General features: G+C 52.2%; 8 protein-coding genes. 5 read left to right on the forward strand and 3 right to left on the reverse strand.

The annotated features are described in order from the left end of the window. The first annotated feature begins 229 nt into the window (after positions 1-229). From xseB to dxs, 3 genes are read left to right on the forward strand one after another with little or no spacing between them, the layout of a single operon-like run. Complete coding sequence (gene xseB, locus CAG65_RS03230; protein ID WP_021706665.1) at positions 230-472, forward strand: exodeoxyribonuclease VII small subunit; 243 nt, start codon at positions 230-232, stop codon at positions 470-472. A gap of 41 nt (positions 473-513) precedes the next feature. Further along, entirely contained in the window at positions 514-1398 is an 885-nt protein-coding gene (ispA, locus tag CAG65_RS03235) for a (2E,6E)-farnesyl diphosphate synthase (RefSeq protein WP_161452146.1), read from the forward strand. A gap of 21 nt (positions 1399-1419) precedes the next feature. After that, positions 1420-3285 (forward strand): 1-deoxy-D-xylulose-5-phosphate synthase, encoded by a 1866-nt coding sequence (gene dxs, locus CAG65_RS03240; protein WP_161452148.1) that lies wholly within the window; start codon positions 1420-1422, stop codon positions 3283-3285. A 41-nt stretch (positions 3286-3326) separates the two neighbouring features. Here the strand turns inward: dxs and truC are convergent, their stop codons facing one another. Beyond that, positions 3327-4052 carry a tRNA pseudouridine(65) synthase TruC gene (truC, locus tag CAG65_RS03245; RefSeq protein ID WP_161448899.1) on the reverse strand — a complete coding sequence of 242 codons (726 nt, stop codon included), beginning with the start codon at positions 4050-4052 and terminating at the stop codon, positions 3327-3329. Beyond that, positions 4052-4366, reverse strand: a complete 315-nt coding sequence (locus tag CAG65_RS03250; protein WP_161448900.1) for a YqcC family protein — start codon at positions 4364-4366, stop codon at positions 4052-4054. The genes truC and CAG65_RS03250 overlap by 1 nt, the downstream gene beginning before the upstream one ends. A 105-nt stretch (positions 4367-4471) precedes the next feature. On the opposite strand from CAG65_RS03250, the gene CAG65_RS03255 reads away from it, so the two are divergent. Both CAG65_RS03255 and CAG65_RS03260 read left to right on the forward strand, forming a co-directional pair. Continuing rightward, the gene (locus CAG65_RS03255) at positions 4472-5509 is read left to right on the forward strand and encodes a DUF3549 family protein (protein WP_161452150.1); all 1038 of its coding nucleotides are present in this window, start codon (positions 4472-4474) and stop codon (positions 5507-5509) included. Between the two features lies 1 nt (position 5510). Continuing rightward, positions 5511-5810 carry a DUF3301 domain-containing protein gene (locus tag CAG65_RS03260; RefSeq protein ID WP_021706659.1) on the forward strand — a complete coding sequence of 100 codons (300 nt, stop codon included), beginning with the start codon at positions 5511-5513 and terminating at the stop codon, positions 5808-5810. Here CAG65_RS03260 and CAG65_RS03265 read toward each other — a convergent pair. After that, positions 5770-6276 carry a GNAT family N-acetyltransferase gene (locus tag CAG65_RS03265; RefSeq protein ID WP_161448904.1) on the reverse strand — a complete coding sequence of 169 codons (507 nt, stop codon included), beginning with the start codon at positions 6274-6276 and terminating at the stop codon, positions 5770-5772. The two genes, CAG65_RS03260 and CAG65_RS03265, sit on opposite strands and share 41 nt — an antisense overlap. Between the last annotated feature and the right edge of the window lie 80 nt (positions 6277-6356).

Consider the following 6356-nt stretch of genomic DNA (forward strand, 5'->3'; position numbering starts at 1 on the left):
GCAATAAGATGAGATCTTTAACTATTTTCTCTCTCAGAGTTAAATAAACGATTTTCTGCGTGACTTTTCCAGTTTAAAACCTGCATCCCGAATCCAGCTCACAGCTCTTGTTAGGATTTGTCCAAATCGGCGCGGGAATTCAACTTTTATGACAAATTTACCCGGTTAAATTTGACCATCCCCACGCCCTAAGGTAACTTTCGTCCATCCTTCTCAAGCGAAAAAAACTATGGCAAGCAAGAAACCTGAAAACATGTCCTTTGAGGCAACCATCGAGGAGCTCGACACGCTGGTTGAGCAACTGGAAAACGGCGATCTTGCGCTGGATGAAGCGCTGAAAAAATTTGAGCGCGGCATTGCTCTGGCTCGCGCGGGTCAAACCAAACTGACGGAAGCTGAGCAACGCGTCAGCATTCTTCTCAGCAATGATGACCAGGCGCCTCTGAGCGAATTTGACATCCCGGCAGAATAACCCTGCAGCCAGACATAAGATTGATTTAAGAAGAGCACGTTATGATTGAGGCGCTAACAGCCTATCAGGAAAGAAACAATCAACAACTGAATGCGTGGCTGGATCAGTTACCTCATCAGGAGCAACCACTGATCGAAGCCATGCGCTACGGTTTAACCTTGGGCGGCAAACGTGCGCGCCCATTTTTGGTTTATGCGACCGGCCAAATGCTTGGCTGTGAGCCGCACGAGCTGGACACGCCCGCCAGTGCGGTCGAATGTATCCACGCCTATTCCCTGATCCACGATGATCTGCCAGCCATGGACGATGACGAGCTGCGTCGCGGCCATCCCACTTGCCACATTAAATTCGATGAAGCGACCGCCATTCTGACTGGCGATGCCCTGCAAACACTGGCGTTTTCCATTCTGGCTGAAGGTCCGATCGCCTCGCGCGCCGAAAGCAACCGCATTGCCATGGTGCAGGTGCTGGCTCAGTCATCCGGTGCCAATGGCATGTGCCTCGGACAAGCGCTGGATTTGGCGGCCGAAAACCGTCAGGTCGGGCTGGAAGAGCTGGAAGCCATTCACCGCAACAAGACCGGAGCCCTGATGAAGTGTGCAATCCGTCTTGGCGCGTTGGCGGCAGGCCCTAAAGGCCTGGCCGTGTTGCCGCAGTTAGACAGCTACGCCGATGCTGTTGGTCTGGCTTTTCAGGTGCAGGACGACATTTTAGACATCATCAGTGACACCGCAACGCTGGGAAAACCCCAGGGCTCTGATCAACAACTCAATAAGAGCACCTACCCCGCGCTGCTGGGGCTGGAAGGTGCTATAAATAAAGCTCATGCTCTGTTAGAGGAAGCCCTCGCGGCTTTGGAAGCAATCCCTTACAATACAGAGTTACTCGAAGAGTTCGCCCGATACGTCATCGAGCGCAAAAATTAACACTATAAGCGCGCATTTATAATGACTCTTGATATTTCAAAGTATCCCACACTGGCCCTGGCAAATACGCCAGATGAACTGCGCAGCCTGCCGAAAGATACGCTGCCGAAGCTGTGTGAAGAATTACGTACCTATCTGCTCAACTCGGTCAGCCAGTCGAGCGGACATCTGGCTTCAGGTCTGGGCACCGTCGAACTGACCGTCGCCCTGCACTACGTCTATCAAACCCCATTTGATCAATTGATCTGGGACGTAGGTCATCAGGCTTATCCGCATAAGATTTTAACCGGACGTCGTGACCGTATGCCGACGATCCGCCAGAAAGACGGCCTGCACCCGTTTCCGTGGCGTGGAGAAAGTGAATACGACACCTTATCGGTCGGTCACTCCTCAACCTCGATCAGTGCCGCCCTTGGTATGGCCATCAGTGCCGGCAAAGAAGGCAAAGATCGCAAAACCGTCAGTGTGATTGGCGACGGCGCCATCACCGCAGGAATGGCGTTTGAAGCCATGAACCACGCCGGTGATGTCCACCCGGACATGCTGGTGATCCTCAACGACAACGAAATGTCGATTTCAGAGAATGTTGGGGCACTCAACAACCATCTGGCTCAACTGCTGTCTGGCAGTCTGTACACCTCTATCCGTGAAGGCGGTAAGAAAGTGCTGTCTGGGGTACCACCGATCAAAGAACTGGTGCGTCGCACCGAAGAGCACCTTAAAGGCATGGTCGTGCCGGGTACGCTGTTCGAAGAATTGGGGTTTAACTACATCGGTCCGGTCGACGGCCACGATGTGCTGGAACTGGTCAAAACACTCCGGAACATGCGCGAGCTGAAAGGTCCGCAGTTCCTGCATATCATGACCAAGAAAGGCAAAGGCTATGAGCAGGCAGAAAAAGATCCCATTGGCTACCACGCCGTGCCTAAATTCGATCCAAGTCACGACTGCCTGCCGAAAAGTAAAGGTGGCAAACCTAGTTACTCAAACATTTTCGGCGATTTCTTGTGTGATATGGCCGCTCAGGATCCAAAGCTGATGGCGATCACCCCCGCCATGCGCGAAGGCTCTGGTATGGTTCGGTTCTCCAAAGAATATCCGGAGCAATACTTTGATGTCGCCATTGCGGAGCAACATGCCGTCACATTAGCGACAGGCATGGCGATCGCCGGTAATCATCCGATTGTGGCGATCTACTCTACCTTCCTTCAGCGTGGCTACGACCAGTTGATTCACGATGTCGCGATCATGAACTTGCCAGTCATGTTTGCCATCGACCGCGCCGGTCTGGTTGGCGCAGACGGCCAAACGCACCAGGGAGCGTTCGATCTCAGTTACATGCGCTGCATTCCAAACATGGTCATTATGGCACCAAGTGATGAAAACGAATGCCGCCAAATGCTGTATACCGGCCATCAACATCAAGGACCAAGCGCGGTGCGCTATCCGCGTGGCAGTGGCATCGGCGCCGATATCAATCCAGAGTTCACCGCACTAGAAATCGGCAAAGGCCGTATAGTACGCCAGGGTGAGAAAGTGGCCATCCTTAACTTCGGTGCGTTAATGCCCAACGCACTGCAAGCCGCCGAAGCGCTCAACGCCACTGTCGCAGACATGCGTTTTGTGAAACCTCTGGATGAAGCGCTGATTCGCCAACTTGCGACAGACCACGACGTTCTGGTGACCTTGGAAGAAAATGCCATTGCCGGTGGCGCGGGAGCCGGTGTACTGGAGTTTCTGATGCAGGAAAAACGCCTTAAACCAGTACTTAACCTGGGCTTGCCGGACAAATTCATCGCCCAGGGCACGCAGGAAGAACTGCATGCTGAGCTGGGGCTGGATGCCGCGGGCATAGAGCAAGCCATTCAGACTTATCTGGATAAATAAAACATTAAGCCCTCGCAAGAGGGCTTTTTACTGGATGAGGTTCAGCGCTTTGGCTGCGGCCAGTCAAATTCGCGAAACAGCCTCTGCCAGACGTCATCGAACCCGGCGCGCAAAATCAGCACCTCACCACGGAAAGGATGCATGAAGCGCAGCTTCGACGCATGTAACAGCAAACGATGGCAATCGTAGTGCTCACGAAACAAACGGTTGTGCTTGCCATCACCGTGCGTGGTATCGCCAATGATGGGGTGGCTAAGATGATGCATGTGTCGCCGAAGCTGATGTTTTCGGCCAGTCGTCGGTTTCATCTCCAGCAAACAATAGCGACTGGTTGGAAAACGTCCGGTTGAATAAGGCACTTCAACTTTATCCAGCGGTTGATACGCCGTGACCGCCGGTTGAGCTTCTTTGTCCTCACGGGCAAATTTGTCAGCAATCTTATCGAGCTCCACTTTCAGCGGGTAATCCAGTACATCCCCCTGCTCTATCCAGCCACGCACCACCGCATGATACGTTTTCTCCATTTCATGGTTGGCAAACATTGGCATCATCTTAGCGGCCACTTCACTCGACAGCGCAAACACCAACACGCCCGACGTTGGCCGATCAAGGCGGTGCAACGGAAAGACATGCTGACCTAACTGATCTCGCAGAGTCTGCATTACGAACTGGGTTTCGTGTTTGTCCAGCCAACTGCGATGAACCAGCATACCCGCAGGTTTGTTGACCGCCACCAGATGCTCGTCCTGATAAATAATCTCCAACATCACGCACACACCCGATCGATGTCCATCACCAGCACCAGCAAAGGTTGATGCGAAGGCGTGTCTTTCCACACCTCTTCAAAATAAGGCGTCAGCGCGAATCCCCGTGGTAATGGCGCTTCAGCCTCGATAAGGGCCAGCATGCGTGGCATAAACACCCATTGCAGCCATTCATGAGGTGCCAGCGTATCAATAGCAAACGGCTCTTGACTGGTCAGAGCCTGAGCCGACGGCGGCTGAGACTGCCATAACTGACAGCGGCGTAATTCTGCTTCGAGTTGTTGCAGTACGCAGTGAAGTTGTAGAGTTCGTGACATAAAGAAGGTTATCGCACCCTTTACCGCATTATTTCGGTAATTGACCTTGAAAATGGCCGACAGGATACCATCTATTAGGGAAAGTTTCTCAGGAAGTACCGATTCATGGACACCATTCATACCCTGACTCAATTGCTGGAAAACAGCGGCTGTCAGTATAAGATTTTTGACCTCGGCCGTCGGATCACCCCGATTGTCCCAAAACTGTTTACCAGTGTCGAACAGGGCCAGCATCCTTATCCGTACCCACTCCAGCGTAAAGCCCATCTGGCGATTGCGTATTGGAATACAGAGAAGCAACCGTGGATCTGGTTTCTTAAATTCGAATTGGATGAGCGTGGGCTACTCAATCAAGCCGAGATTGGCAACTTCCTCAAATACGTCATAGAAGCGATGGGCACGCGTCTGAGCCAGGAAATGAGCGAAGAGCAACAACAGAAACTGGCCAACAATCCATACACTTTTAAGCCTTCTGAAGACAAGATGGCGGTGTTTCACAGCCAACTGCGTGCGCAGCTCGATTTGCCGACCAGCCAGTATTATGAACACGCACAGCACTATTTCAGTGGTGCAATGGGGTGGGAAAAATGGCAGACGGTTGGCCTACAGGGCATCACCGATCTGTGCGCTCGCCTTGAGCAGCAACAAAACGGGGTGTTAATACGTAAAGCGCTCACACAGTTACCAAATGAACCGCTCTATGCCTTGCTGGGTGCGCTCGAACATGGCCCTGTACCCGAAAAACTGGCTTTGCGCCTGCAGGAAATGGCACTGGCGCAAATCAACAGTAGTGATCCAGACCTCTTCCTGTTATCCGCCCTGGTGCGCGCTCTTAATGGTGCCGATCGCACTTTGTCTGCGCCGGTTCTTGACGCAGTACTGAGCAGTCCGCGTCTGAGCCATCAGGAAATTCTGATTGGCATCGCCGGACGAGCCTGGCACTGGCTGGCGGATGCAGGCACAGCAGAGCGTTTTCTGCTCAGGCTGGCTCAGACCGGCAACCAAGCCCTGTTCAACCAGCTGTTTGCTGACCTGGTCATGATCCCTGAACTGCGGATGGTATTACTGCCGCTGCTCCACGCCAGTCCATCACAGGAACTGGCCCAGGCGCTATTTAATCTGCAACAGTCGACGAAGGCGTAAAATGATTCACAACTTACTGGCGATACTTGGCCTGACGCTACTGTGTTTTCTGTTCTGGCAACAACGCCGCCAGGCCGAACTGGCAAAAGCTGCGATCGTCAGAAAGTGTGAACAACTCGATCTGCAACTGCTGAGTGTCGCATTTGGTGCCCACAAACTAAAAACGCCAGGCGGAGTCTGGCGTTGGCATACGGTGTATCTGTTTGAGTTTTCGTCACTGGGCGATGATTGTTACCAGGGCCAACTGACCATGGTAGGTTTCAGACCAGTGAACTTTCATCTACCACCGCATCGGATGTAAATTCGAGCTCATAATAAGGGCCAAATCCATCCTGTTTTTCCTCTCGGATGACGAACCCCAGCTTCTGTAGCAGCCTCAAACAAGGCGCATGGTGAAGATTGACCGAGGCAATCACCTTTTCAATCTGCCGTTCACGCAGTGCTTTGGGGAAAAACGCTTTCAACGCTTCACTGGCTAAGCCTTTCCCCCAATACAGCTTATCGAAAATAAAACCCAGCTCCGGCACCCCGTCCAGGTTGCTAATAAAGACGTGACCAATGTACTCGCGTGTGGTGTTGTCCAACACCGCCATACTGTACAAGTTGGGATCATGAAGCACCTTTTGAAACAACTGTTTGGCAGACGCGACCGTATGCGGACCATTCATTTCCGCCCGATTTTTCGCGCAGCAATTGAGCATCAGAAATTCTGACTGTAACGACTCATTATAAGGAAGAAGCAAAGTTCTTCGTGTGGCTATAGTCACATCTAATCCTTGATAACAGCAAACAAATCCCGTGCAAACAGATGCACTGAGAAAGCCGAAAAATTAAACCAACCGGAAGT

The organism is Vibrio sp. V39_P1S14PM300, from assembly GCF_009904765.1.
GTDB lineage: Bacteria > Pseudomonadota > Gammaproteobacteria > Enterobacterales > Vibrionaceae > Vibrio > Vibrio proteolyticus.

Bases quoted from the DNA above. Each gene is read 5' to 3' on its own strand.
- xseB (WP_021706665.1), top strand. From the start codon at position 230: ATGGCAAGCAAGAAACCTGAAAACATGTCCTTTGAGGCAACCATCGAG.
- ispA (WP_161452146.1), top strand. From the start codon at position 514: ATGATTGAGGCGCTAACAGCCTATCAGGAAAGAAACAATCAACAACTG.
- dxs (WP_161452148.1), top strand. From the start codon at position 1,420: ATGACTCTTGATATTTCAAAGTATCCCACACTGGCCCTGGCAAATACG.
- truC (WP_161448899.1), bottom strand. From the start codon at position 4,052: ATGTTGGAGATTATTTATCAGGACGAGCATCTGGTGGCGGTCAACAAA.
- CAG65_RS03250 (WP_161448900.1), bottom strand. From the start codon at position 4,366: ATGTCACGAACTCTACAACTTCACTGCGTACTGCAACAACTCGAAGCA.
- CAG65_RS03255 (WP_161452150.1), top strand. From the start codon at position 4,472: ATGGACACCATTCATACCCTGACTCAATTGCTGGAAAACAGCGGCTGT.
- CAG65_RS03260 (WP_021706659.1), top strand. From the start codon at position 5,511: ATGATTCACAACTTACTGGCGATACTTGGCCTGACGCTACTGTGTTTT.